General features: G+C 68.0%; 24 protein-coding genes and 1 pseudogene. 15 read left to right on the top strand and 10 right to left on the bottom strand.

All coding sequences use genetic code 11. The features are described 5' to 3' along the window. Positions 1–263, top strand: a pseudogene (locus RJ05_RS31380) (ABC transporter ATP-binding protein); the annotation flags it as partial. Positions 264–342: 79 nt separating this feature from the next. On the opposite strand, the gene RJ05_RS10780 reads toward RJ05_RS31380, so the two are convergent. The 4 genes from RJ05_RS10780 to RJ05_RS10765 all read right to left on the bottom strand — a co-directional run bounded on the left by RJ05_RS10780 (position 343) and on the right by RJ05_RS10765 (position 3,412). Further along, a complete protein-coding gene (locus tag RJ05_RS10780; RefSeq protein ID WP_036536359.1) occupies positions 343–855 on the bottom strand; it encodes a mycothiol transferase in 513 nt (170 codons plus the stop codon). An 82-nt stretch (positions 856–937) separates the two neighbouring features. After that, complete coding sequence (locus RJ05_RS10775; RefSeq protein WP_211357596.1) at positions 938–2,254, bottom strand: cytochrome P450 family protein; 1,317 nt, start codon at positions 2,252–2,254, stop codon at positions 938–940. 304 nt (positions 2,255–2,558) lie between these two features. Further along, positions 2,559–3,047 carry a hypothetical protein gene (locus RJ05_RS10770; RefSeq protein WP_036536357.1) on the bottom strand — a complete coding sequence of 163 codons (489 nt, stop codon included), beginning with the start codon at positions 3,045–3,047 and terminating at the stop codon, positions 2,559–2,561. Beyond that, positions 3,044–3,412 carry a hypothetical protein gene (locus RJ05_RS10765; protein ID WP_036536354.1) on the bottom strand — a complete coding sequence of 123 codons (369 nt, stop codon included), beginning with the start codon at positions 3,410–3,412 and terminating at the stop codon, positions 3,044–3,046. The genes RJ05_RS10770 and RJ05_RS10765 overlap by 4 nt, the downstream gene beginning before the upstream one ends. 21 nt (positions 3,413–3,433) lie before the next feature. On the opposite strand from RJ05_RS10765, the gene RJ05_RS10760 reads away from it, so the two are divergent. Next, complete coding sequence (locus RJ05_RS10760; protein ID WP_036536352.1) at positions 3,434–4,030, top strand: TetR/AcrR family transcriptional regulator; 597 nt, start codon at positions 3,434–3,436, stop codon at positions 4,028–4,030. Between the two features lie 52 nt (positions 4,031–4,082). Then, positions 4,083–4,751 carry a PaaI family thioesterase gene (locus RJ05_RS10755; protein WP_036536350.1) on the top strand — a complete coding sequence of 223 codons (669 nt, stop codon included), beginning with the start codon at positions 4,083–4,085 and terminating at the stop codon, positions 4,749–4,751. A gap of 92 nt (positions 4,752–4,843) precedes the next feature. Here the strand turns inward: RJ05_RS10755 and RJ05_RS10750 are convergent, their stop codons facing one another. Genes RJ05_RS10750 through RJ05_RS10740 form a run of 3 tightly spaced genes read right to left on the bottom strand, consistent with a single transcriptional unit; the run spans position 4,844 to position 7,961 of the window. Then, positions 4,844–6,007, bottom strand: a complete 1,164-nt coding sequence (locus RJ05_RS10750) for a sulfotransferase family protein (RefSeq protein WP_036536348.1) — start codon at positions 6,005–6,007, stop codon at positions 4,844–4,846. A 14-nt stretch (positions 6,008–6,021) separates the two neighbouring features. Next, complete coding sequence (locus RJ05_RS10745; RefSeq protein WP_036536346.1) at positions 6,022–6,798, bottom strand: SDR family oxidoreductase; 777 nt, start codon at positions 6,796–6,798, stop codon at positions 6,022–6,024. After that, positions 6,798–7,961 (bottom strand): hypothetical protein, encoded by a 1,164-nt coding sequence (locus RJ05_RS10740; RefSeq protein WP_036536345.1) that lies wholly within the window; start codon positions 7,959–7,961, stop codon positions 6,798–6,800. The genes RJ05_RS10745 and RJ05_RS10740 overlap by 1 nt, the downstream gene beginning before the upstream one ends. 82 nt (positions 7,962–8,043) lie before the next feature. Here RJ05_RS10740 and RJ05_RS10735 point away from each other — a divergent pair, with 82 nt between their 5' ends. From RJ05_RS10735 to RJ05_RS10680, 12 genes are all read left to right on the top strand, one after another. Then, a complete protein-coding gene (locus RJ05_RS10735) occupies positions 8,044–8,943 on the top strand; it encodes a helix-turn-helix domain-containing protein (protein ID WP_036536342.1) in 900 nt (299 codons plus the stop codon). A 9-nt stretch (positions 8,944–8,952) separates the two neighbouring features. Further along, entirely contained in the window at positions 8,953–9,885 is a 933-nt protein-coding gene (cysD, locus tag RJ05_RS10730; RefSeq protein WP_036536340.1) for a sulfate adenylyltransferase subunit CysD, read from the top strand. After that, entirely contained in the window at positions 9,885–11,717 is a 1,833-nt protein-coding gene (gene cysC / locus RJ05_RS10725) for an adenylyl-sulfate kinase (RefSeq protein ID WP_036536337.1), read from the top strand. Before cysD ends, cysC begins: the two co-directional genes overlap by 1 nt. Before the next feature lie 205 nt (positions 11,718–11,922). Continuing rightward, positions 11,923–12,468 (top strand): dihydrofolate reductase family protein, encoded by a 546-nt coding sequence (locus RJ05_RS10720; RefSeq protein ID WP_036536335.1) that lies wholly within the window; start codon positions 11,923–11,925, stop codon positions 12,466–12,468. Positions 12,469–12,555: 87 nt separating this feature from the next. Further along, positions 12,556–14,349 carry an acyl-CoA dehydrogenase gene (locus RJ05_RS10715; protein WP_036536332.1) on the top strand — a complete coding sequence of 598 codons (1,794 nt, stop codon included), beginning with the start codon at positions 12,556–12,558 and terminating at the stop codon, positions 14,347–14,349. A gap of 43 nt (positions 14,350–14,392) precedes the next feature. Further along, positions 14,393–15,037, top strand: coding sequence for a QsdR family transcriptional regulator (locus RJ05_RS10710; RefSeq protein WP_249040455.1), 645 nt, complete (start codon positions 14,393–14,395; stop codon positions 15,035–15,037). A gap of 161 nt (positions 15,038–15,198) precedes the next feature. Continuing rightward, positions 15,199–15,972 (top strand): GntR family transcriptional regulator, encoded by a 774-nt coding sequence (locus RJ05_RS10705; protein WP_036536329.1) that lies wholly within the window; start codon positions 15,199–15,201, stop codon positions 15,970–15,972. After that, complete coding sequence (locus RJ05_RS10700) at positions 15,973–16,200, top strand: 4Fe-4S dicluster domain-containing protein (protein ID WP_036536327.1); 228 nt, start codon at positions 15,973–15,975, stop codon at positions 16,198–16,200. It abuts the gene before it with no gap. A gap of 8 nt (positions 16,201–16,208) precedes the next feature. After that, on the top strand, positions 16,209–17,591 hold the full coding sequence (locus tag RJ05_RS10695; protein WP_036536325.1) for an ABC transporter substrate-binding protein: 1,383 nt from the start codon (positions 16,209–16,211) through the stop codon (positions 17,589–17,591). 293 nt (positions 17,592–17,884) lie between these two features. After that, positions 17,885–18,712 (top strand): ABC transporter permease, encoded by an 828-nt coding sequence (locus tag RJ05_RS10690; RefSeq protein WP_051016419.1) that lies wholly within the window; start codon positions 17,885–17,887, stop codon positions 18,710–18,712. Continuing rightward, entirely contained in the window at positions 18,709–19,446 is a 738-nt protein-coding gene (locus RJ05_RS10685; protein ID WP_036536323.1) for an ABC transporter ATP-binding protein, read from the top strand. Before RJ05_RS10690 ends, RJ05_RS10685 begins: the two co-directional genes overlap by 4 nt. Beyond that, positions 19,443–22,136 (top strand): fumarate reductase/succinate dehydrogenase flavoprotein subunit, encoded by a 2,694-nt coding sequence (locus RJ05_RS10680; RefSeq protein ID WP_051016417.1) that lies wholly within the window; start codon positions 19,443–19,445, stop codon positions 22,134–22,136. Before RJ05_RS10685 ends, RJ05_RS10680 begins: the two co-directional genes overlap by 4 nt. Before the next feature lie 47 nt (positions 22,137–22,183). On the opposite strand, the gene narI is transcribed toward RJ05_RS10680, so the two are convergent. The 3 genes from narI to RJ05_RS10665 form a co-directional block, all read right to left on the bottom strand. Continuing rightward, a complete protein-coding gene (gene narI, locus RJ05_RS10675; RefSeq protein ID WP_036536321.1) occupies positions 22,184–22,915 on the bottom strand; it encodes a respiratory nitrate reductase subunit gamma in 732 nt (243 codons plus the stop codon). A 2-nt stretch (positions 22,916–22,917) separates the two neighbouring features. Beyond that, positions 22,918–23,583 (bottom strand): nitrate reductase molybdenum cofactor assembly chaperone, encoded by a 666-nt coding sequence (narJ, locus tag RJ05_RS10670; protein WP_036536318.1) that lies wholly within the window; start codon positions 23,581–23,583, stop codon positions 22,918–22,920. After that, positions 23,580–24,465, bottom strand: an 886-nt coding sequence (locus tag RJ05_RS10665; RefSeq protein WP_036536315.1) for a nitrate reductase, incomplete at its 5' end; no start/stop codon positions are given. The genes RJ05_RS10665 and narJ, both read right to left, overlap by 4 nt.

Here is a 24,465-nt window from a genome sequence, read left to right as displayed (position 1 = left end):
TGCTCGAAACCATCGACGCCCTCGACCGCACCCATCCGGAGGTGGCCTCGATCCTGGTCACCCACCATCTCGAAGAACTGCCGAGCACAACCACCCATGCGCTGCTGATCGCCGGCGGCCGCACTGTCGCCTACGGCACCGCCGACGCCACCATCACCACCGACACCATCTCGCAGACCTTCGCCCACCCCGTCGAAGTGCAGCGCACCGACGACCGATGGATAGCCCGCTCCCCCTCCCCGACACTGTCCGGGAGTAAGTGACAACCGGCCAGATGTGAGCTGCCGGCAGGCCGCGCGGCCGTGGTGGCCGCTGGCGATCGGCCGGATGGATCGCGCCGTTCTACCGGCGCCGCAACAGGATTCCGCGAATGAACGCCGCCTGACCGGAATGCTGGATGTCGTCGTCGATGACGCTGATCAGCCGTACGCCGAGCGTCACCGGTGGGTCCCATCGGGTGTCGACAACCCGCGGCAGGTCGGCATCGGTGAGGGCAGAGACGTAGTCGACGGTCTGGGCGTGTACCGCGTCGTGGTATCCGAGCAGCAGCTCCGCCGATGCGCCGGCGAGTGCGTCGACATCGGTGGGGCTGTGCCCGTACCCGGTGTCGCCGTCGGGGAACGGCAGCGCGAACCGGCCCACCCATCCATCGCGCGTCCACACCTGCTCGGTCCCCGCTACGTCCGCGATGTGGTCGTCCTGAACCCGGGTCAGGTGCCATACCAGCCACGCGATGGAATTGGCCTCCGCATCCAGCCGAGCCCCCAGTTCGGCGCCGGTCAAGCCCTCGACCGCACGGTGCACGTTATCCCGGATCCGTCCGAACCCGTCGATCAACAACTCAGCACTGGTCATATAGAGGTCCAAGCTCCCGGTGTCGGCACCTATTCCCCGATCCGCGGGCCGACTCCAGCCGAATCGGCCCGCGACCGGATGCTCAATTCATCGAGTAGCGGGCCTCCGCACCGACGGCCGCGACCGCTTCCGCATCGCCGAGACGCACCGGCAGTTCGGCGAGCCCTCGGATCAGCAAACTCTTGCGCCAGGTCAGATCGCCGAACTCGCCGTCCAGCGACAGGACCTGGACGCGGTCGAGCAGGCGAGTGAGGGCGATGGTCGCTTCGGTGCGCGCCAGGGCGGCGCCGAGGCAGTAGTGGATGCCGTGGCCGAAGGCGATGTGCCGGTGGTCGGTGCGGCCGGGATCCATCCGGTCGGGATCACTGAACAGGCGTGGGTCGCGGTTGGCGGCGGCGAGGGAGATCATCACGAATTCGCCGGCGTCGATGTGCTGACCGCCCAGCGTGATCGGTGCGGTGGTGTAGCGCGCGGTGGCCAGATGCACCGGGCCCTGCAGGCGCAGTACCTCGTCGAGGAAAGCCGGAATCCCGTCCGGATCGCGGCGCAGTCGGTCGGCGGTGGCCGGGTCGCGCAGCAGCTCGAGCACCGCGTTGCCGATGAGGTTGACGGTGGTTTCGTGCCCGGCGGCCAGCAGCAGGAACAGCATGGCGATGAGTTCTTGCTGATCGAGCCGGTCGTCGTCGTCCTTGGCGATGATGAGTTCCGACAGCAGGTCCTCGCGCGGATCGTCGGTGCGGGCCGCGATCAGCTCGGTGAGGTAGGTGAAGAAGCTGATCCCGGCGGTGGTGCGGGCCTCGATGGGGGCCGAATCGTTCACCAGAACGGCTGTCCAGGAACGGAAGTCGTCCTTCTCGTCGTCGGGTACGCCGAGCAGCTCGCAGATCACCGCGATGGGCAGCGGGAAGGCGTAGCTGTCGAGCAGGTCGACCGCTTCGCGTCCGGCCATGTCGTCGAGCAGGCTATCGGCGAGTTCGGTGATGCGCGGGCCGAGTTCCCGAATGGCGCGGCCGGCGAAGGCTTTCGACACCAGTTTGCGCAGCCGAGTGTGTTGCGGCGGGTCCGCGAAGAGCATGTTGTCGTTGATGGCGGCGTTGAACATCTCGGCTGCGCCGTGTTTGGCCAGGACCGCTTGGCCTTCCGGTGACCCGATCCGCTTGCTGATACTCGGCTCGACGAAGGCCTGTTTGGCGACCTCGTGGTCGACGACCAGCCAGCCCACCACCCCGTCCAACCGGATCCGGTGGATCGGTCCGCGTTCGCGCAGCCTCCGGTAGACGGCATGCGGATCCTGATAGAACTCGTCGGTCAGCTCGAGGATCTGGTGCGCGGCCGTCACGAACGACCACCGTCCCGCGCTGCCGCGTCCGGCCATGAATCCAGGGAGTGCACGTGCCACAGTCCTTTCCACGTTCGAACAGTTCTGACGTGTGCCCCGCGTGTGGACCTGATGCAACGCACGGTCTGCGCGATAAGTCGCGTCGGACAGTGTGGCGCTACGAGCTCTCGATCAGGTCTGCGACGGTGCGTGGTCGAGCAGTGTCGATCGGTGTGACGCGGAAAAGCCCGGTGCTGCGACCGGTTGGGGCCGACGGCATCTCGATCACCCGCCGTGGCGGCCGCTTTTCCGGGTGACATCATTGCACGACGGTCCGGGCCGGTCGCAGCGGATCGGCGAAAGCGGCACCGGATCGCCCCCGCGCTCAGGCGCTCGCGGCCTCGGCTTCGGCCAGTTCCTTCAGCGTCCGCAACTGTTTGCGCATCATGATCACGTCGCCGAGGGCGAGCACCCGGCCCACCAGTGGCGAACCACCGAAGCGGACCCGGACGACGAGCCGGGTTCCCGCCCCCTCGGGCCGCAGCGCGTAGGTCACGCAGATGTCGCCGGCGCGCAGTGTGACATGTCTGCCGAGTGCGAACGATTCCAGGTCGAACTGGCCCATGAAACGCTGCCCGGGCGCGAGTTCGGTCAACTGCGGATCACGGACCCGTGGACTGGATTTCCAGCGATTGCCGATGCGGTAGCTGTAGGTGGCGACCCGCAGCTGGCACAGCCACGCGAATACCAGGGCGGGCCGGGCGGCGATGCTGATGGCGCGGTCGGCGATGACGGCGTCGGGTTCGAGTTCATCGCACGGCAGCGGTGCGTCGCGTTCGGCTTCGGTGGCGCCCCACACCAGTCCGGCGTTCATGCCGCCGCCACGATGCGGGCGAGCATCCTGCGCACCACCAGCTTGTGTCCGCCGGTGCCGATCACCAGGGCCCGGTAGATCGAGCCTGCCAGGCCGGGGAATTCGGCGCGGGTGACGGCACGCACGACGGTGTGGCGTGGGCCGTCGTCGTCGAGTTCGAAGGTGAGGCTGTAGCGGGAGAAGGGATGACTGCCGGTGAGGGCGAGTCGGCGGGGCGGATCGGCGTGTTCCAGCGCGAATCCGCCGGGCACGGTCGACGGATCGGCCGGGTCCTTACAGACAACTTTCAGCAATGCTTTCCAGGTCCGCTCGCGGTTGGCGTCGACGGATCTGGCATGCTCATCGATATAGGGCAATCGCTCCATATGGAAGGAACGTACTAGTACATGGCTCCACCCCGCAAGCACGACACCGATGTGATCCTCGACGCGGCCCGCGCCCTGGTCCTGGCCGAAGGACCGCGCGCGGCGAGCGTCTCCGCGATCGCCGACGCCAGCGGTGCGCCGGTCGGCACGCTGTACCACCGTTTCGGCAACCGCAACGGCGTGCTGACCGCGGCGTGGATCCGCGCGCTCGAGCGCTTCCAGGACCGGGTCAAGGCCGCCGCCGAGGAGCCGGACCCGGTGGAGGCCGGGGTCGCCATGGCGCGCGCGGCCATCGGCTTCGGCCGTGACCTGCCCGAGGACGCCCGGCTGCTGCTCAGCCTGCGCCCGAGCGATCTGCTCGACGGCCGCCCGGACGAGGAATTCGGCACTCGCCTGGCGGGGATGAACGCGCCGCTGATCGAGCAGCTGCGGCGCATCGCCTCGGGTGTGACCGGGGGCGCGGGCGACCGTGAGCTCGACGCCGTCAGCCGGGCGATCGTCGACCTGCCGTATGCCGCGCTGCGCAGGCACGCGCACGCACCCGAACTCCCGGAGTGGCTCGAGCACGACGTCACCGCCGCGGCCCGCACCCTGCTCGAGTCGTTGCGCGCCGGGTGAACCGCCCGCCCCGGTCGCCGAGCATTCGGCGGGCTACCGATAACGTGTTCTCATGACCGAAGACCTGGCCGGCAACGCACTGCCCGACGCCGAGCATCACGAAGGCGGCTTCCGGCCCATGTCGGAGCTCATCGACGCGGCCAAGAATGCCGACATCACCCGCGGTGGCCCGCATTACGGCGCGTTCATCGAGGAAGTCCGCAAGCTCATGGATCGTGTGCGGCTGTCGAGCCCTTCCGATGAGCTCGCACTCGAGACAATCGGTGTGCTCAAACAGCTCAACGACCGGCTCGATGCCGCCGTCGTCGACGAATGGTCCGCGCCCACCTGGACCCGCGCGGATCTGCCCGCGCGTGGCAACATCACCATTCCGCCGTATGTGATCGATAAGGCGAGCAAGGACGGCGTCGAGGCCCGGATCACTTTCCGCACCTTCCACCTCGGCGGCAATGCCGCGGCCCACGGCGGCCAGATCGTGGTCGGCTTCGATGATCTGCTGGGTATGGCGGCGGCGCTGTATGCGGGTGGTGTCACCCGCACGGCATCGCTGACCGTCGATTACCGCTCCATCACCCCGCTCAACAAGGAACTGTCGTTGCGTACCTGGGCCGAGCGCCGGGACGGCCGCAAGGTGTATGTCCGGGCGACGCTGCACGACGGCGAACGGCTGTGCGCGGAGGCCAACGGGCTGTTCATCGTGCTCAAGCCCGGCCAGCCCTGAGGTCCCGATGAGCCGGCGACCGTGAAGCCTGAACCCTCCGGACCGGCCGGTCCGCCGCGGATTGCGAGCTGCGGCGACCGGCCGGAACGGTGTCAGCGCGTCGGGAAATGCGCTTCCAGGTAAGGCCCGAAGCTCGCGTCGACGGCTTCGGCGGTGAGGTCGAAATCGCCGAGGGTGTACTTGTGCGCCGGTCGCGCCGCACCCGAGGTCGACTCCGAGTGCAGGGCGGTCATCGCTGCCCGGGCCTCGTCGGTGAGGTCGAGGTCGAAGTGGCGGTAGATGCCTTCGACGGTGCCGATCGGATCGGCCACGAAATCGTCGTAGTACACATCGCAGAACTGCGCCGCGTTGTGGTTCTTGCGGTCGTCGAGGAACTTCTGCGCGCCGCGTGACCACAGCTCGAGCTGCGTGCGCCCGACCACCCCACCGCGGAACTTGTCCGACCAGCCCGCCGAGGCCTGCTCGTTCAGGCTGCACACCGAGGCGATGATGGTGCTGGGTGCCCGGTGCATTTGGATGATCAGCGCGTCCGGATACACCGCGAGCAGCGCGTCCAGGGCGAACAAGTGACTCGGGTTCTTCAGCACCCAGCGGCGGTCCACGTCGTTGAGCCCGATGAGTTGCAGGTTGCGCCGATGCCTGCGGTAGGCGCCGGTCCAGTCCTGCTCGCGCAGCCACTCCGAGTAGGTGGGCAGGTAGCCGAGGCACTCATACGAGATCGACATCGCCGATTGGCGCAGCAACTGCCAGCACTCTTCGACCTGGTCGGCCGAAATATGGTGCACTCCCATGAATTCCGGGTGCTCGACATGATGCTTGTCGTAGGCGGCCTGCAACCGCTGGAAAATCGGGTTCTGCTCCCACGTCTCGCGCGGCGGACGCGGCTGCGGCATCTCCGTCAGCCACATCTCCAACCCCTGATGCCCCGGATCGGCGGTCAGCAGCCGGTGCACAGCAGTGGTGCCCGAACGCGGCAAACCGGTGACGAAGATCGGCCGCTCGATCGGCACCTGCGCGTGCTGCGGGAACTGCTGCCAGGCCGATTCGCTCAGCAACCGGGCGATCAGCGCGCCACGCAGGAAGGCGCGGTTGACCTTGTTGCCGAAGGGGGTCAGTTCCGCGTCCCTGGCGTAGGAATCCAGCAGGACTTGCAGCCCTTCGCGGTAGTCGTCGGCGCCGAAATCGGTCAACCCGACCACCTTGCTCGCCGAGGCGTGCAGATCGTCGATGGTGCCGACGTCGTCCCTACCGATCATGTTCGTTTCGCTCCTCAATTGTGGTACTCCCCGCAGTTGACATCCAGGCACGCCCCGGTGATGGCCCGCGCCAGCGGTGAGGCGAAGAAGACGACCGCGTCGGCGATCTCGTCGGCCTCGGGCAGTCTGCGCAGATCGATGGTCGCGGCGGTCTCGGCGTACACCTCGTCGCGGGTGATGCCACGCTGCTCGGCCAGATAGTTGAAGTACCACTTCAGATTGTCGGCCCAGATATAGCCGGGGGCAACAGAATTCACCCGGATTCCGCGCGGCCCGAGCTCGGTGGCCAAGCTCTGCGCCAGCGCGAGCAGGCTCGCCTTGGCCATCTTGTAAGGGCCGAAGGTGCGTCGTGAATGGTGCAGCACCGCGGAGTTGATCATCACCACCGAGCCCTTGGACTCCTCGAGCGCCGGCACGAACAAGCGGGTCAACCGCAGCGCCGCGAGCACATTGGTCTCGAAACCGGCTCGCACCGCGTCCAGCTCGACGTCGGCCAGATCGACGATGGGCGGGATCGCGAACGCGTTGTTCACCAGCGTGTCCACCCGGCCGAAGGCGCTGTGCGCCGATTCCACCAGATTCGCCGCCGCCGCTTCGTCGTTGATATCGGTGGGCACCACCACCGCACGCCTGCCGAGGTCGGTGATCTCCTTGGCCACCTCGGCCAGCCGGGATTCGGTGCGCGAGGCGAGCACCACATCGGCGCCGGCGACCGCGGCCTGTACCGCGATGGCACGGCCGAGCCCGGGACCGACCCCGGAGACGACAACTACCTTGTCCTGCAACAACATCAGCCGAGCATCCTTTCCGCCACCGCCGCCTGCCGGGCCGCGATGCGCTCGCGCCACTGCTGCGGAGTCACCCGCGCCTGCTCGTGGTAGGGCAGTCGCGCCGCGATCTCATCGAACTTCACCACCTCGACCGTCGGCCCGTCCTCGGGTTTCATCTCCCTGGACAGCCGCTGCCAGCGGAATTGCAGGTAGCCGCGGGCGTGCCCGGTGCATTCGATCCAATTGGCCAGTCCGGGATCGCGTTCGCTGACCACCAGCCGGATCATCCCGTCCGGATCCACCCGCGCCTGGTCGGCGGTGAGGCTGGTCTGATGATTCATGTAGTCCAGCGACAGGTACCACATGCTGCCGAGCTGGAACCCCTGGTAGGGGGCGTCGGATTTCGGGACGGTGATGATCATCGCCTCGTCGTCGGCGAGCTCGTAGTGCCCGGCCGAGGAGAACTGCGTGGTCAGCCCACCCGGGGTGCTGCGCGGCTCGGTCATGGTGTTGACCGGCAGATTCAGGTAGAACCACTGCGGGAACGCCAGGAAGGTCTGCAACCGCGACACCAGCATCTTGCCCGCCACACCGTAGCGTTTGGTCATCAAGTCCTTGGTCAGCGGCGGTGGCGCGGCACCGGCCTTGTCGACCCGATGGATACGCAGGGTGCCCGGCTGCTCGGTACCCCAGTCGCTGAACACCTCACGGACCACCAGCATGGCCGAGTCGGGGGCGAGAGTGATGTAGTTCGGGCCGGCCGCACCCGGGCCGAAACGGACCTCGAACGATCCGTCCTCGGCGATATCGATGGCGCGGTCGTCGAATGCGGTGGTGCTGTCGGGCACATCGACCGGCGAATAGTCGCCGTTCAATACCTGGAAACTCAGATCGCGGGTGGTGCCGCGAGTACCGGTGACCACATATTCGGCGTCCGGACGCAGATACGAATGGAAGTAGAGGGTGTCCGGATTGTCCAGCCCCATTTTCGTGTACGGACCCGTCGACCGGACGAAGAATGGGAAATCGCGTTCATACGCCCACGCCATCTGAATGGCGGCTCGAATACTGCCGGCCAGATAGTCGTAGCCCTCCACGAGATCCTGTTCGGTCCGAATGTGCGGCGCTTCGGTGATGATCTTCTCGGCGGCGGCGATGGCGTCCGCGAACGGTTGCGTCAGCAATAGACTCTCCGGTGTTCCATATATGTACCGCCCTGGTACATTCTGATACCAGAGACATTAGAACGTGTTCTAGGAGTGGTCAATGGTCGAACGGCGATCCGCGCCGACCCAGCGCGTGGTGCAGGTGCTGGACTTCATCGTCGAGCAGCAGGGCAAACGAGTCGGGCTCTCCGAGCTCGCCCGCACCCTCGACCTGGCCAAACCCACCGCCCTCGGCATCCTCACCGAGCTCACCGCGGGCGGCTACCTGGTCCGGGATCCGCGCACTCGCACCTACGGGCCCGGCCCCGCGCTGATCGCCGCGGGACGGGTGGCGCAGGACAGCTTCGCCATCGCCGGCGTGGCGCATCCGGAGCTGGCCCGGCTCAGCGACGCCTACCGCACCACCTGCACGGCATCGGCCGTGGTCGGCGAGCAGATCATCGTGCTGGAGAGCACCGGTCCCGGCATGGTCAAAGTCGGCGCGACCTACCGTTTCGCGCCGCCGGTCGGCCTGATGTACGTGCTCTGGGACACCGATGCGGCCTTCGACGCCTGGCTGGCCATGCCCGCGACGGTGCCGTTGCAGCAGGACGAAGCGCGGCTGCGGCAGATCGTCGCCGAATGTCGCCAGCGCGGGTACCTGGTCGAATCCATGACAGCCGCCGGGCGGCGGCTGTATTCGCTGCTGGCCGGAGTCGCCGCCCGTGAACTGCCCGACGAGCTGCGCGAAGTGGTCGCCGAGCTGGTCACCAGCCTCGGTGAGCGGGTGTATCTCGGCACCGATCTGCGACCACGCAAACAGCATCCGGTGAGCCTGCTGGCCGCGCCGACCTACGACCCGGACGGCAGGCAGAACATGGTGCTGACGATGTATGTCGGTGCGTCGATCACCGGGGCGGAGATCGGCAGGCGTGGCGAGGCCCTGGTCGCCGCCGCCGATGCCGTCACCGAAAAGTCCGGTGGACGCAAACCGTTGACCAATTCCCGAAACGTGTTCTAGTTTTGCATCGTGAGCCAGTACGCAAAGTCGGCGGCGAACACCTACGAGGTTCCCCATCTGGACGCGCTCGAGGCCGAGTCGGCACATATATTCCGTGAAGTCGCAGCGACTTTCGAACGCCCGGTGCTGTTGTTTTCCGGCGGCAAGGATTCGGTGGTGATGCTGCACCTCGCCGCCAAATCCTTTTGGCCCGCCCCGCTGCCGTTCCCGGTGCTGCATATAGACACCGGGCACAATTTCGACGAGGTGATCGAGTTCCGTGACCGCACGGTGCAGCGGCTGGGGCTGCGGCTGATCGTCGGCCGGGTCCAAGACGACATCGACGCCGGCCGCGTCACCGAGGACGCCGGTCCCCGCGCCACCCGCAACCGGCTGCAGACCACCACCCTGCTGCGCTGTGTGCGCGAGGGCCGCTTCGACGCCGTCTTCGGCGGCGCCCGGCGTGATGAGGAGAAGGCGCGCGCCAAGGAGCGGGTGTTCAGCTTCCGCGACGAATACGGCCAGTGGGATCCGCGCAGGCAGCGCCCCGAGCTGTGGAACCTCTACAACGGCAGCCACCGGCCCGGCGAGCACATCCGGGTGTTCCCGCTGTCGAACTGGACCGAACTCGACATCTGGAGCTATATCGCCGCCGAGGGCATCGAACTGCCGTCGCTGTACTACGCGCACCGCAGACCGGTGGTGCAGCGCGACGGAATGTTGCTGGCGCACACGCGTTTTCTGCATCTGCTCGACGGTGAGACACCGTACGAGTCGACCGTGCGGTTCCGGACCGTCGGCGATGCCACCTGCACCGGCTGTGTCGAATCCAGCGCCGCCTCCCCCGCCGAGGTGGTGGCCGAGGTCGCCGCGGCCCGCGTCACCGAACGTGGCGCCACCCGCGCCGATGACCGCATCTCCGAGGCCGGGATGGAAGACCGCAAACGAGAAGGCTACTTCTGATGACAACTTTGCTGCGCCTGGCGACCGCGGGCAGCGTCGACGACGGCAAGTCGACCCTGATCGGGCGGCTGCTGTTCGACTCGAAGACCTTGTTCACCGATCAGCTCGACGCGGTGGAGCGCACCAGCCGCGACCGCGGCGAGGACTACCCGAATCTCGCACTGCTCACCGACGGCCTGCGCGCCGAGCGCGAACAGGGCATCACCATCGACGTGGCGCACCGCTATTTCACCACGCCGCGCCGCAAATTCATCATCGCCGACACCCCGGGCCACGTCCAGTACACCCGCAACATGGTCACCGGCGCCTCCACCGCCGATCTGGCGCTGGTGCTGGTCGACGCGCGCAAAGGCGTGGTGGAGCAGACCCGCCGCCATGCCTTCCTCGCCGCACTGCTGGGCATCCCGCACCTGGTGCTGTGTGTGAACAAAATGGATCTGGTGGACTGGTCGCAGCAGCGGTTCACCGAAATCCGGGAGGAGTTCGCCGGTTTCGCGTCCAAGCTCGACGTCACCGATCTGACCTTCGTGCCCGTGTCGGCGCTGCACGGCGACAATATCGTGCACCGCGGCACCTCCATGCCCTGGTACGAGGGCACCCCGCTGCTGCACCATCTCGAAGAGGTGCATATCGCCTCCGACCGCAACCTGATCGATGCCCGCCTGCCGGTGCAGTACGTGATCCGCAGTCACACACCGGAATTCCGCGGCTACGCCGGAACCATCGCCGGCGGCGTCTTCAAACCGGGTGATGAGGTGACGGTGCTGCCATCGGGCCTGAACACCACCGTCCGGTCGATCTTCGGCCCGGGCGGTGTGCCGATCGAGGAAGCGTTCCCGCCGCAGGCGGTGACGGTGCAGCTGGCCGACGAGCTCGATGTCTCCCGCGGTGACCTGATCTGCCGTCCTGCCAACCGCCCGCAAGTCGGGCGCGACCTCGACGCCATGGTCTGCTGGTTCGCCGAGGACGCCGAACTCACCCCCGGTGCGACCTACACCCTGCGCCACACCACCCGCTCGACGCCGGTGGAGGTGCGCTCGCTGGACTACCGGCTCGAGGTGAACACCCTGCACCGGGACGAGAGCGCAACCATGTTGTCGCTCAACGAGATCGGGCGCGTGCAGCTGCACACCCGGCAGCCGCTGCTGTTCGATCCGTACCGGCGCAACCGCACCACCGGCAGTTTCCTGCTGGTCGACGACAGCACCGGCAACACCGTCGCCGGCGGCATGATCACCGGTCCGAGCCTGCCGTCCTCGCGGGTGGTGTGGCATTCCACCGCGGTCGAACGCGCCGAGCGCGCGACCCGTGGGATGACGGTGTGGCTGACGGGCCTGTCCGGCTCGGGCAAATCGACGGTAGCAGTGGAGCTGGAACGGCGTCTGGTGGCATCCGGGCGTCCGGCGTTCCTGCTCGACGGCGACAACCTGCGCCACGGCCTCAACTCCGATCTCGGGTTCTCCGCCGAGGACCGGGTCGAGAACGTGCGCCGCGTCGGTGAGGTCGCCCGGCTGTTCGCCGAGGCAGGCGTCATCGCCATCGTGTCGCTGATCAGCCCCTATCGCGCCGACCGGGACCGGGCGCGCGCCGTGCACGAGGCCGCGGGCATACCGTTCCTCGAGGTTTTCGTCGACACCCCGCTCGAGATCTGCGAATCCCGTGACCCGAAAGGCATGTACGCCAAGGCCCGCGCGGGCGAGATCAGCGATTTCACCGGCGTCGACGCACCGTACGAGCATCCGCTCACGCCGGGATTGGTGCTACGCCCGGCCGACGGCGACCCGGCGGCGATGGCGTCGACGGTGCTCACCTTGCTGGCGAGCATGGACTGACCTCGGCACGGATGGGCGCCGGGCGACGCTTGCCGCCCGGCGAGCCGGCGACCGCGCATCGCGGGCAAAGCGTCGGCACGGCCGCACCGCACCGCCTATCGTCGGGCGAGGATGCCGACGCTGCCGGGGGCATGCCGCCCGGCAGCGTCGGTCCGCGACATTCGACCCGCTCCGTGGAGCGGCGGGTCCACCGAAAGGAAGCACCGTGGGGACCATCGCAGTACACGAGTTCATCTCCCTCGACGGCAGGTACGACGACCCGAGTTTCACCTTCGCTTATGGGTTCGACCCGAAGATGGGCGACACCCTCGCCGAGATCACCGGCGCCGCGACCGGCATTCTGCTGGGGCGCAACACCTTCGAGATGTTCGCCCCGGCCTGGTCCACCCGCACCGTTGACGACGATCCCGGTGCGCCGTTCTTCAACGACACCACGAAATACGTCGTCGGCGCGCAGGAACCGGCCGTCGAGTGGGCCAACACCACCCGCCTCGGCGCCTACGACCCCGAGGTCATCGGCAAGCTCAAGGCCGAGACCGACGGGATCCTCTACATCAGTGGCAGCGGGCAGCTGGTCCGCGCACTGCTGCGGGACGGCTTGGTCGACAATCTCCACCTGTTCATGTACCCGATCGCGCTGGGCACGGGCGAACGGTTCTTCGACGACGCCACCACCAAGCTCGCGCTGATATCGACCGATGTCTACGACAACGGCGTCGTGCACCTGAACTACGGCCCCGCCGCGGAGTGAATCGTGCGGGTCGGCCATGGCGCCGACCGGATATGGCCCTGGCGGAGTATGGTACACAGGAGTCAACTTGTACCGAAGGGATGCTCGATGCAGTCTACTCTCCTGTCCCGGCGTGATCTCGACTTCCTGCTCTACGAATGGCTCGACGTCGAGCGGCTCACCGAGCGGAAGCGGTTCGCCGAGCACTCCCGGGAGACCTTCGACGCCGTTCTCGAGCTGAGCGAACAGCTGGCGACGAAGTATTTCGCCTCGCACAACAAGCTCGGCGACGCCAACGAGCCGACCTTCGACGGCGAGCGCGTCACGCTCATTCCCGAAGTGGGCGCGGCGCTGCGCGCGTTCGCCGAAGCCGGGCTCCCTGGTGCGGCGATGGACTACGAACTCGGCGGTTCACAGCTGCCCGCCACCGTCGCCCAGGCCGGTTTCGCCTGGTTCCAGGCCGCCAATCCCGGTACCTCCGGCTATCCGTTCCTCACCATGGCGAACGCGAACCTGCTGCTCACGCACGGCCGCGAGCACATCGACCGCTTCGTTCGCCCCATGGTGGAGGGCCGGTTCTTCGGCACCATGTGCCTGTCGGAACCACAGGCCGGGTCGTCGCTGGCCGATATCGTCACCCGCGCCGTACCGCAGCCCGACGGCAGCTACCGGCTCTTCGGTACCAAGATGTGGATCTCCGGCGGCGATCACGAGCTGGGCGAGAACATCGTGCATCTGGTGCTGGCCAAGATTCCGGGCGGGCCGGCAGCCACCAAGGGGATCTCGCTGTTCGTGGTGCCAAGGTTCCTCGTCGAGGACGACGGCTCCCTGGGCGAACGCAACGACGTCGCGCTGGCCGGGCTCAACCACAAGATGGGCTATCGCGGCACCGTCAACACCGTGCTGAACTTCGGCGAGGGCAAATGGACACCCGGCGGCGCACCCGGCGCGATCGGCTACCTGGTGGGCGAACAGCATCGCGGGCTCACCTACATGTTCACCATGATGAACGAGGCCCGTATCGGCGTCGGCCTGGTCGCCACCGCGCTCGGCTACACCGGCTATCTCGAGTCGCTCGAGTACGCGCGCACCCGCACGCAGGGCCGGACCAAGGGCGCCGCCGATCCCACCACGCCACAGCGCCCCATCATCGAGCACGCCGATGTGAAGCGAATGCTGCTCGCGCAGAAGGCCTATACCGAAGGCGCGCTCGCGCTGGTGCTCTATTGCGCCCGGCTGGTCGACGAGCACCGCACCGCCGCCGACGACGACGAGCGCCGCACGCTGACGCTGCTGCTGGACATCCTCACCCCCATCGCGAAGAGCTGGCCGTCGCAGTGGTGCCTGGAGGCCAACAGCCTGGCCATCCAGGTGCACGGCGGCTACGGCTACACCCGCGAATACAACGTCGAGCAGCATTACCGGGACAACCGGCTGAATCCGATTCATGAAGGCACGCACGGCATTCAGGGCCTTGATCTGCTCGGACGCAAGGTCACCCAGCAGGGCGGGGCGAGCCTGCGCGCACTCGACGAACGCATCCGCGCGACCATCGGCGAGGCCCGCGACCAGGGTGGTGAGCCCGCCGAGCTGGCCGGGCAGCTCGAAACGTCGTGGCAGCGACTGATCGAGGTGACCGCGGGCTTGTTCGCCGACGGCGACATCGAGGCCGCGCTCGCCAACAGCTCGATCTACCTGGAGGCGTTCGGCCACATCACGCTTGCGTGGATCTGGTTGCAGCAGATGCTGGCCGCCGTCGGCCACGACGGCGATTTCTACGACGGCAAGCGGCACGCGGCCCGGTACTTCTTCCGCTTCGAACTCCCCCGCACCGCACCGCAGCTCGATCTGCTCGCCGCCGGCGACACCACCACGCTGACCATGCGAGACGCCTGGTTCTGACACCGCTATTAGATACATATTCCGGTGGATGTATCATTCGGGTGTGACCAGCGACGAGCCTACCGTATCCCGCCCACCGGGGCGCCCGGCCTCCGCGACCCGGGAAGAGGTCGTTGAGTTGGCGCGGCTGGCGTTCTTGGCCGGTGAGCGGGTGGATGTGCAGGCCATCGCGGCCAAACTACGGCTCAGCCGCGCCTCGGTGTACCGCTGGTTCGGCTCACGCGACGGCGTGCTCGGCGCGGTGCTGGCCGGTGAGTTCGAGAATCTGATCGAACGTGCGGACGCCCGCCGCCGGGCCAGCGGCGCCCAGCGCATCCTCGATGTGCTCTACCGGGTCAACCGGTGGATGGCGGGCAACGAACCGTTCCGCCGCTATTTCGAAAACGAGCCGATCGCCGGGCTGCGCATTCTGACCACCGGCGACGGGCCGGTGCAGCCGCGCGTTGTCGCCGCGGTGGAGGCGCTGATCGCCCGGACCGAGGAGCAGGACGATTACCGGCCGCCGCTGGAACGTTCGCTGCTGGCCTACACCCTGGTCCGGATTGCCGAGGCCTTCCTCTACAGCGACAACGTCACCGGACTGCGCGGCGACGTCGACCGATTGCGTCAGGTGCAGGCGGCGTTGCTCGGCCTCACCCCCGACGGCGAAGACATCCGCGCGCCCCGGCATTCATTGGAATCGGCGTGATCACAACCCCCGCTGGTGCGCCGAAGGTGGCGCAATGGCGCTCGCCGTGCGCGTTTGCCCAGGTCGCGCCGCCTGCCGACCCGGCGTAATAATCACGCCTGCTCCGCGCCGCCGGCTCAGCGCCGAAAAGGCTGCCGCAATCGCCGCTATCGTCGCTGTTCATGCAGGTCAGCGACAGAAACTCGGAGATGCCGGCCCCGGTGCGCCGGCTACGGGCCGACGATGCGCGCCGGGTCGCCGACATTCTGCGCCAGCAGATCCACACCGGCGTGTTCGCCGAGACCCTGCCCGGCGAGCAGGCTCTCGCCGCCGAACATCAGGCCTCCCGCAACACCGTGCGCGAGGCGCTGGCGCTGCTCCAAGACGAGGGCCTGATCGCCCGCGCGCCCAGGGTCGGCACCAAGGTGACGGCCCGCAAATTCGACCACGGCCTCGACACCCTGCTCGGGTTGCAGGAGACCTTCGAGGGTCACGGCGTGGTTCGCAACGAGGTCCGGGCCGCGACCCGGATCAGCGCACCGCCCACCGTCGCGCGCCGGCTGGCGCTGGAGCCGGGCACCCGGGTGGTCTACATCGAGCGCCTGCGGTATCTCGGCGACCTGCCGTTGAGCCTGGATCTCACCTATCTCGCACCCGGAGTCGGCGCGGCGGTGCTCGAGCACGATCTGGAACGCACCGACATCTTCGTCCTGCTCGAGCAGATCAGCGGCCAATCGCTGGGCTCGGCCGACCTCGCGGTGGAAGCCCTCTGCGCCGACCCGCACACCGCGGCCACCCTGGATATCCCCGCGGGCGCCGCCCTGCTGATGCTCGAACGCCTCACCCGCCTCGACGACGGAACTCCGGTCGATCTCGAGTACGTCCGCCTGCGCGGCGACCGAATCACCCTGCGCGGCAGCCTGTCTCGCAGCATCCCCGAATGGAAGGTCCTCTAGATGGCTCTGGCGAACCAGCGCACCGACATCCCCGTGACCATCGACGAATCACTGTGCATCTCCGGTTGCACGCTGTGCGTCGAGATCTGTCCGCTCGACTCCCTCGCCATCAACCCCGACAACGGCAAAGCCTTCATGCATGTAGACGAGTGCTGGTACTGCGGCCCGTGCGCCGCACGCTGCCCGACCGGCGCCGTCACCGTCAACATGCCGTATCTCCTGAGGTAGTTCACATCATGAAACACTGGAAACGCCTGGCCGCTGCGGCCGCCGCGGCGGCCCTCGCGCTCACCGGATGCTCGCTGGAGGAGGCTGCCTCCGGCGACACCGTCAAGGTCGTCATCGGCTATCAGTCCAAGACCATCAATACCGTCACCGCGGGCACGTTGTTGCGCGCCCAGGGCTATCTGGAACAACGTCTCCAGCAGATCACCGACGGCGGCGGTGCGACGTACGAGGTGGAGTGGCAGGACTACGACACCGGCGCGCCGATCACCGCGCAGATGGTGGCGGAGAAGATCGATATCGGTTCGATGGGCGATTACCCGTTGCTGATCAACGGGTCGCGCACCCAGGCCAACGAGCGTTCGCGCACCGAATTCATCTCCGTCACCGGGTACAACCCCAAAGGCGCGTTGAACATGGTGGTGGTGGCGCCGGATTCGCCCGCAGTCGCGTTGCCAGACCTGGCCGGCCAGAAGGTATCGGCCAGTGTGGGCTCGGCTGGGCACGGCACCCTCGTGCAGGCACTGACCCGGGCAGGCATCGACCCCGTCGGTGGTGTCGAGGTGCTCAATCAGCAGCCGCAGGTCGGTGCGTCGGCGCTGGAGTCGGGCCAGGTGAGCGCGCTGTCACAGTTCGTGGCGTGGCCCGGGCTGCTGGTGTTCCAGGACAAGGCGAAGCTGCTCTACGACGGCGCGGAATTGAATGTGCCCACCTTCCACGGTGTGGTCGCCCGCGAAGATTACACCGCCGCGCATCCGGAGGTGATCGACGCGTTCTTGCAGGCCCAGCTCGACGCCACTGAATTCCTGTGGCGTGAACCGCTGGAAGCGGCGCGCATCGTCGCCGACGGCTCGGGCCTACCGCAGGAGGTCGTGTACCTGTACAACGGGCCCGGCGGCACCTCGTTCGACACCACCCTCAAACCGAGCCTGATCAACGCGTTCAAAGACGATGTCCGGTACCTGAAATCGATCGGCGACTTCGCCGACCTCGATATCGACGCCTTCGTCGACGACACCCGCATCCGCGCGGCCTTCGCCGCACGCGGGGGCCGCGATTACGACAGCGCCCTCGCCGACACCACCAATCAGACCACCGGTTCGGGCACCGAACTCTGGCTGGACCGGCAGGAAGCCACCCGGCCGCTCACCGACGCCACCGCCCTGCTGCGCGCGGTGAAAACCGCACGGGCACAGGGTGAGACCATTCGCTCGGCCTACATCGTGGACGCCGAGCTCGGCACCCGGTGGTTCGCCGATAAGGCGGTCTGGCTGCGCGACGGCGAGACATACCTGCCGTTCACCACCGCCGCCGCGGCCCGCCGCTACCAGCAGGCGCACCCCGCGGTGCAGCCGGTGAGCTATGACCAGGCCGTCAACGAGGTCCGGTCATGATATGGTCGCGCGCTGACTTCCCGGCGGTCGCCGAGGTGGCAGCAGAGCCCGCTGATATCGGACCGGCCTCAGTTGCCGAGTCCACCACGGACACCGGCAGCGGCACCCAGTCGGCGACCCATGCTCACGACGTCGGCGGCTCTGCTCCGGCCACCGCCTCCGGCGCCGATGTACCCGCGCCAGTTCGGCCCGACATCCGTCGCCGCGATCATGTCGGCTCGGGTGAGGCCGGCGCAATCCACGTCGGCGCCGAGCGCGACGCAGCGGATGGGATCCGGTCGGGCGAGCCGCAGGTGGCCGCGGATGCCACACGGGTGCCGGGACGCCGCTTCGTAACCCGCTCGGTGTGGTCTTCGCGGGCACTACGCCTCGTTTCGGTGATCTCCGCCGTTCTGCTGTGGCAGGCCCTGACCACCAACGACATTCGCCTGTGGCTGCGCTTCGACACGCTGCCGACGGTCACCGAGATCGTCACTGCGTTCGGCCGCCAACTCGGCACCGAGGTCTACTACCTGGACCTGGGCCAGTCACTGATCCGCATCCTCACCGGATTCGCCATCGCGACGGTGCTCGGCGTGGCCAGTGGGATCGCACTCGGCCGGTCGCGGCTGTTCGCCGACATCCTCGGCCCGCTCACCGAACTCGCCCGGCCGGTGCCCGCGATCGCGGTGGTGCCGATCGCGATCCTGCTGTTCCCCGATGACGAGGCGGGCATCGTCTTCATCACCTCGCTGGCGGCCTACTTCCCGGTCATGGTCAGTACCCGCCATGCGGTGCGCGCACTGCCGACCTTGTGGGAGGACTCGGTACGCACCCTGGGCGGCAACCGGTGGGATGTGCTGGTGCGGGTGGTGTTTCCGGGCGCACTGCCCGGGATCTTCGGTGGTCTGTCGGTCGGGATCGGGGTGGCCTGGATCTGCCTCATCTCCGCGGAGATGATCTCCGGCCGTCTCGGCGTCGGCTACCGGACCTGGCAGGCCTACACCATCGTCGACTACCCCGGCGTGTTCGTCGGGATCATCACCATCGGCGTGCTCGGGTTCGCGACGTCGGCGGCGATCGAACTGCTCGGCCGCCGCATCACCCGCTGGCTGCCGCGTGGAGAGGAGAATGTGCGATGACCACCGCTGTGGCCGGCGGCATGAGCCTGCGCCTGGACGAGGTATCACTGTCCTACACCGGCGATCCCGTGATCAGCCGGCTCGACCTGGACGTGCGGCCCGGCGAGATCCTGGTTCTCACCGGCCCCTCCGGCTGCGGGAAATCCACCGTCCTGCGTGCGCTGGCCGGACTGCTGGCCCCTGACTCCGGCCGGGTACTCGCCGACGGCGCCCCGGTGACGACGACCTCCCGCGATCGCGCGGTCGTCTTCCAGGACAACGCGCTGCTCCCCTGGCGCAGCGTGCGCGCCAATATCGAACTCGCGCTGAAGCTGCGCGGCGAACCGAAGCCTGGTCGTCGCGCCGCCGCCGACCGCTGGATCGAGGAGGTCGGATTGACCGGGTTCGCCGATTTCCTGCCCAAGAACCTGTCCGGCGGGATGCGTCAGCGCGTCCAGCTCGCCCGCGGCCTGGCCGGCGCACCGCGCGCGGTCATGATGGACGAACCGTTCGGCGCCCTGGACACCCAGACCCGAAACACCATGCAGCGCTTGCTGATCGACACCTGGCGCACTCATCCGACGACCGTCGTCTTCGTCACCCATGACGTGGACGAGGCGCTGCTGCTGGGTGACCGGGTCGCGGTACTCGGCCGGGCCGGGCAGCCGCTGCGCGCCGTCATCGATGTTCCGAATCCGCGCACGGCCGCCGACCGGCCGGTCGAGCGCGCCAAGATCGTGGAGGCTCTCACGTGACCGCACCGACCTTGCTCGCGGCACCCGATCTCGCCGATGCCATCCGGTTGGATTGCGATGTGCTCGTCATCGGCGGCGGCACGGCGGGCACGATGGCTGCCCTCACCGCCGCCGAGCAGGGCGCGAATGTACTGCTGCTGGAGAAGGCGCATGTGCGTCATTCCGGCGCGCTGGCCATGGGGATGGACGGGGTCAACAATGCCGTCATCCCGGGGAAGGCCGAACCGGAGGATTACGTCGCCGAGATCACCCGCGCCAATGACGGCATCGTCGACCAGCGCACCGTCTACCAGACCGCGACCCGTGGTTTCGCCATGGTGCAGCGGCTGGAGAGCTACGGGGTGAAGTTCGAGAAGGACGAATACGGCGAGTACGCGGTGCGGCGGGTGCATCGGTCCGGCTCATATGTGCTGCCGATGCCCGAAGGCAAGGACGTCAAGAAGGCGCTGTATCGGGTACTGCGGCAACGCAAGATGCGCGAACGGATCCGGATCGAGAACCGGCTGATGCCGGTGCGTGTGCTCACCGACGGGGGCCGGGCGGTCGGCGCGGCGGCCCTGAACACCCGCACCGGCGAATTCGTCGCGGTGGGCGCGAAGGCCGTCATCCTGGCGACCGGGCCGTGCGGGCGACTGGGGCTGCCGGCGTCGGGCTATCTGTACGGCACCTACGAGAACCCGACCAACGCCGGCGACGGCTACTCGATGGCCTATCACGCCGGCGCCGAGCTCAGCGGTATCGAATGCTTCCAGATCAACCCGCTGATCAAGGACTACAACGGTCCGGCGTGCGCCTATGTGGCCAACCCGTTCGGCGGATACCAGGTCAATGCCGAGGGCGAGCGGTTCGTGGATTCCGACTATTGGTCGGGGCAGATGATGTCGGAGGTCAAGCGCGAGATCGAATCCGCGCGCGGACCCATCTACCTCAAGGTCTCACATCTGCCGGAGGAGACCCTGTCCACGCTCGAAGGCATCCTGCACACCACCGAGCGACCCACCCGCGGCACCTTCCACGCCAACCGCGGCCACGACTACCGCACCCACGACATCGAGATGCACATCTCCGAAATCGGTTTGTGCAGCGGTCATTCCGCGTCCGGCGTGTGGGTCGACGAGAACGCGCGCACCACCGTGCCGGGTTTATACGCGGCCGGTGACCTGGCCTGCGTCCCGCACAATTACATGATCGGCGCCTTCGTCTTCGGCGATCTCGCCGGTGCGCACGCCGCGTCCACGCTGACCGACGTCGCGGCACCGCAGCAGCTTCCGCAGGACCAGCTCGCCGAGGCGCACGAGCTGATCTACCGGCCGCTGCGTCATCCGGACGGGCCGCCGCAGCCGCAGGTCGAGTACAAACTGCGCCGCTTCGTCAACGACTATGTGGCACCACCCAAGACGGCGGCCAAGCTGTCGATCGCGGTGGAGACCTTCGAGCGAATGCGCGGTGAGATCGCCGAGATGGGCGCACGCACCCCGCACGAGCTGATGCGTGCGGTGGAGGTGTCGTTCATCCGTGACTGCGCGGAGATGGCGGCCCGCAGCTCGCTCACCCGCACCGAATCCCGGTGGGGGCTCTATCACGAACGCGCCGATCTGCCCGAGCGCGACGATGTGGGCTGGCGCTATCACCTGAATCTGCGCAAGAACGCCGAGGGCGGCATGGAGTTCCTCAAGCGCCCGGTGGCGCCGTATCTGGTGCCGGTGCCGGGCCTGGACGACCTGCCGTCGGCCGAGGCCGCGATCGAGCTCGTCGAGCAGCCGGAACTGATCGCACGCCGCGCGCCCTCGGCCGAGACGGTGGTGGCCGTCGACAAGGAGCCGGCAGCACCGCCCTCACCGCGCCTGGTCACCCTGCTCGGGTTGGACTCGCCGTCGGTGGCGCAGCTGTCGGAATATCTGTCCGATGCCGACCCCGTGGTACGGGTGGCGGCCCTGTCGGTGCTCACCGAGCACACTCCGGACGGGTTCGCCGGCGCCTTGATCGCCGCACTCGACGACTCCGCCGCGTCCGTGCGCGCCGCGGCGGCGGCCGGACTGCGTGAACTGGTCGAGGTGCTGCCCTCGGCCGAGGGTTTGGCACAGCGACTGCGCTCCCCTGATCCGGTGGTCCGCGCCACGGTCGTCGATCTGCTACGGGCGCTGCGTGCCGGAACCGCCGCGCAATTCGGTGCCGCGCTCGCCGATTCCGACCATCGGGTGCGGATCGAGGCGGTGCGCGCGCTGGTCTCCCTCGACGATGGTTCGGCCGTGGCCGCCCTGGCCGGCGATCCGAATCGGGAAGTGCGCATCGCGGTGGCCCAGGGCTTGGCCACCATCGGCACCGGCGCCGAGGCCATCCGCGCACTCGCCTCCGATCGTGACCCACTGGTGCGAGCGGCGGCGTTCGCGGCATACGCCGCACTGGGGACCGATACCGACTCGGCCGCCGAACTCGTCGCCGCACTGGGTCATTCGGCCTGGCAGGTGCGGGTCGGCGCGGCGCGCGGACTGGCGGGCGCCGACCCGGAGTCCGCGCTGCCCGCGTTGACCGAGGCGCTGTCGGATCCGCATCTTGATGTGCGCAAGGCGGCGGTCCTGGCGCTATCGGGCTGGGCGGGCCTGGACTCGGCCAGGATCGCGTTGAAACATGCCGTCGACGACCCGGACGCCGACGTCCGCGCGTATGCCCGCCGCGCACTCGCCGGGTGAGCCGCGCCCGGGGCACCGCCGCTGGTGCTCGGCCCGCCCCGGCTCACTCACCACCCACGCCGCTGCGGCCGCGACCCCACCAGCTCGCCCGGACGGGCATGGCCGCGACTGCGATAGACGATGTAGGGCCGGAACAGGTAGGCCACGGGCGCGCTGAACGCGTGCACCAGGCGGGTGAACGGCCACAGCGCGAACAACGTCAACGCGATGAGGACGTGGATGTGGAACGACAACGGCGCCTGCGCCATCAGGTCGCCACGCGGTTGCAGGATCCAGATCGACCGGAACCACGGCGAGACGGTCTCGCGGTAGTTGTGTTCCTCGCCGACCACGCCCGATCCCGTCAGCGTCGTCGCCAGGCCCGCCACGATCGCCGCGATCAACACGACATACATCAGCTTGTCGTTCCAGGTGGTGGCGGTGAAGACGGGTCCGGTGCTGCGGCGTCGATAGACCAGCAGCGCCGCGCCGGTGAGCGTGGCGATGCCTGTGATGGTGCCGAGCGTCAGTGCCTGCACGTGATAGGCGTGTTCGCTCATGCCGATGGCGTCGGTCCACGACTCCGGGATCACCAACCCGATGATGTGGCCGACGATCACCACCAGGATGCCGAAATGGAACAGCGGGCTGCCGATGCGCAGCAGCCTGCTCTCGTACAGCTGGGACGAGCGGGTGGTCCAGCCGAACTTGTCGTAGCGGTAGCGCCACCAGGTCCCCACCGCCAGGATCGCCAGTGTCACATAGGGAATGACGTCCCAGAAGATCACTGCGGCCGGCATGGTCAGCCACCTCCTCGTTCTGGCTCGGTGCGGCGTGGCGGCACGGTCAGCGTGAACGGTTGCAGCCCGACCTGTTCAGCGGGTGGGCCTGCCGTCACCAGTTCGCGGGTGCGGTGCACGTCCTGTTCGGTGGCCACCGGCAGGGTGGCGGCCACCGCGGCGAGGACGCCGGCGTAGGGCGAGTGCCGTTCGGCCAGAGCGGTGTGCACGGCGTCGATCGCCGGTCGATGCGCGGCGAGCAGTGCGCCGCCCGTCCGCGGGTCGACGGTGGCGGCGAATTCGAGCACGACGGCCAGGTGGTCCGGGGCTTCGCCGCGCGGCGGCGCCACACCGGCAGCCCGATAGGACCGGGCGAACGCGAGCATGGCTGCGCCGCGGTTGCGGGTGTCGCCGTCGGTCCAGTAGGTCAACAGCAGCGTTGTTCGCCGTTGCAGGTCGAAGGTGGAGACGTAGTGCTGCGCGGCCTCCGACAACGGTGTTCGTCGCAGATATCCGAGGGTCGCGCGCAGAGGGTCGGCGGGCTCATCGCCGAGCCGCTCGCATAAGGCCTCGACGGTGTCGAGCCGCTCGGGCTGTGCCTCGTCCGGGTAGGCCAGCAGCAGCGAGGCCGACTGCCAGATCAGTCGATGCGCGCCCCGGCCGCTGCCGTGGCGGCGCCCCCACCTCACCGGCCCGTCCCGCGGTGGCCGTCGCTGTCCGGGAACATGCCGTCGGGAACGCCGTTGCCGTCCCAGTTCAGCAGGTTGACCCGGGACGGGTTGGCCGCGGTCGCGCCGAACGATTCGCTGGTCTGGCGCTGGCGCAGTGCGCGGAAGGTCTCCACCGCGACCGGAACCGGTCCCCCGCTGGATTCGCCGAACGGCCCTTCGCCGTACATGCCGGGGCCGCCGTCGAAGTCCAGTGCGCAGTCGCTGACGGCCTCCTCGAGCCGATGCCCTTCGTCGGCGTAGGCCGACGGAATCACGTATCGGTCTTCGTATTTCGCCAGCGCGAGCAGCCGGTACAACGCATAGATCTGCTCCTCGCTCATCCCGACCGCTGCCGGGATGTGGCCCTGCGGCTCGCGGCCGAGCGTGATGTCGCGCATGTACGAGCGCATCGCGGCCAGCTTGCGCAGCACGTTCGCGACCACCTCGGTATCGCCCGCGGTGAACAGGCCGGCCAGATATTCGATGGGTATCCGCAAGGCTTCCAGCGCACCGAACAGATTGCCCGCGTCCTCACCGTCGTGACCGTCGCGGCTGACCGCGTCTACCACCGGCGACAGCGGCGGCACGTACCAGACCATCGGCATGGTGCGGTATTCCGGATGCAACGGCAACGCCACCCGGTATTGCGTGATCAGCGCGTACACGGGGGAACGGCGCGCGGCCTCGATCCAGCTGTCCGGGATACCTTCGGCGCGTGCACCGGCGATGACCGCGGGGTCGGTCGGATCGAGGAGCGTGCCCAGCTGGGCTTCATACAGGTCGCGGTCGTCGGTGACCGACGCGGCGGCGAGAACCTTGTCCACGTCGTAGAGCACCAGGCCGATGTAGCGCAACCGGCCC

Origin of the sequence: Nocardia cyriacigeorgica NBRC 100375 (assembly GCF_000308555.1) — a bacterium.
In the GTDB taxonomy this organism is placed as follows: domain Bacteria; phylum Actinomycetota; class Actinomycetes; order Mycobacteriales; family Mycobacteriaceae; genus Nocardia; species Nocardia cyriacigeorgica.
Note: the sequence above shows the minus strand (reverse complement) of the source record. Positions and strands in the feature narration are given on the sequence as shown.